Genomic DNA, 1,699 nt, shown 5'->3' with positions numbered 1-1,699 from the left:
AGTGCTTCAGTTCATAAGTCCTTCGGGGGTTGACGGCTCGGGGCTTCGCTGGGGCCCGTTGATGATAGGGCTGATGAGGACGTCGCAGACGAAGTCGAGGGCTTCTTCCGTGGTGCCGCTGAACCAGTACTGGTCTTCGTAGCTGTTGTTGCTGGCTTTGTAGATAGCGAGGCTCCAGCGGTGGGCGGATCCGCTGTAGCGCAGCCGCATCACCGGTCGCTGCTCACCGCCGGTCAACTCAACGGTGACGTAGGCGAAGTGACCGTGGTAACGCACGTGCACGCCGGCCAGCTGCGGCCAGTTCGTCTTGACCCGGGCCCGTAGTCGCTGCGGCAGGGACGTCTTGGTGGAAGCAGGAATGACCGGCATGGGTTCACATCCTGCCGGTCCGGCGTGTCCTGCCGGCTTGCGGCACGCCTGACCGGCATCCTCGCCCGGCCCTCAACAGGATCGCCTTCGATGGAAGTTGGCCGGTGCCCGTCCCTCACGCACGACCCATCACGCTGACCACCCCCGAACGACGGCGGCTCACCGCCCTGGCGTACTCCCACACCGCCGGTTATCACCAGGTCATCCGGGCCCGGATCGTCTGCGACGCGGCCCGCGGGCACGCCAACGCCGCCATCGCCCGTCGGCACGACGTCACCGTCGACACCGTGCGACGCTGGCGGGGCAGGTTCGCCGACGAAGGCCTGGCCGGCCTCGCCGACCGACCCCGGCCCGGACGACCGACCCGGTTCACCCCGGTCCAGACCGCCGAGGTCAAAGCCCTCGCCTGCCAGTTGCCGGCCGAGACCGGCACACCACTGTCGAAGTGGACTTGCCCGGACCTGGCCGCTGAAGCCGTCGACCGGGGAATCGTCGCGGCGATCTCAGCGTCGACCATCCGCCGGATCCTCGCCCGCGACACCATCAAGCCCTGGCAGCACCATTCCTGGATCTTCATCCGCGACCCGCGGTTCGCCGTCAAAGCCGCCCACGTGCTCGACCTCTACGCCCGCACGTTCGACGGCGTCCCGCTCGACGCCGACGAGTACGTGATCTCCAGCGACGAGAAGACCAGCATCCAAGCCCGCTGCCGCTGCCACCCCACCCTGCCACCCGGCACCGCCCGCACCATGCGGGTCAACCACGAATACCAGCGCAAAGGCGCCCTGGCCTACCTTGCCGCCTACGACGTCCACCAGGCCAAGGTGTTCTCCCACCGCTCCGCGAAGACCGGCATCCTGCCGTTCATGACCCTGGCCGAACAGGTCATGACCCAGCAGCCCTACGCGTCGGCGAAGCGGGTGTTCTGGGTGGTCGACAACGGCTCCTCACACCGCGGCCAGGCAGCGGCCGACCGTCTCAGCCAGCGGTTTCCGAACGCCGTCATGGTCCACACCCCGATCCACGCTTCCTGGCTGAACCAGGTGGAGATCTACTTCTCGATCATCCAGCGCAAGGTCCTGACACCCAACGACTTCACCAGCCTTGACCAGGTCGAAGACCGACTCACCGCCTTCGAACAGCGCTACAACGCGACCGCCCGGCCATTCAGATGGAAGTTCACCCCAGCCGACCTCGAGGACCTGATGACCCGGATCGAGCGACACGAACAGAAAGAGCAGAACCTCCAGCAACCCGCCGGCTGCAATACCCAGCCTGCCGCACACGCCCTGGCCGCATAACCCCCGAAGAATTTACGAACCCAAGCACT

At 66.5% G+C, this 1,699-nt stretch carries 2 protein-coding genes; one reads left to right on the top strand and one right to left on the bottom strand.

Translation table 11 applies throughout. The features are described from left to right. Nucleotides 1-6 precede the first annotated feature (6 nt). Nucleotides 7-369 carry a hypothetical protein gene (locus tag QLQ12_RS46740; protein ID WP_282767536.1) on the bottom strand — a complete coding sequence of 121 codons (363 nt, stop codon included), beginning with the start codon at nt 367-369 and terminating at the stop codon, nt 7-9. Nucleotides 370-473: 104 nt separating this feature from the next. Here QLQ12_RS46740 and QLQ12_RS46735 point away from each other — a divergent pair, with 104 nt between their 5' ends. After that, complete coding sequence (locus QLQ12_RS46735) at nt 474-1,670, top strand: IS630 family transposase (protein ID WP_282767535.1); 1,197 nt, start codon at nt 474-476, stop codon at nt 1,668-1,670. Nucleotides 1,671-1,699: the final 29 nt, after the last annotated feature.

It is taken from the genome of Actinoplanes sandaracinus (assembly GCF_030009775.1).
Classification (GTDB): Bacteria; Actinomycetota; Actinomycetes; order Mycobacteriales; family Micromonosporaceae; genus Actinoplanes; species Actinoplanes sandaracinus.
Note: the sequence above shows the minus strand (reverse complement) of the source record. Positions and strands in the feature narration are given on the sequence as shown.

Bases quoted from the DNA above. Each gene is read 5' to 3' on its own strand.
- QLQ12_RS46740 (WP_282767536.1), bottom strand. From the start codon at position 369: ATGCCGGTCATTCCTGCTTCCACCAAGACGTCCCTGCCGCAGCGACTA.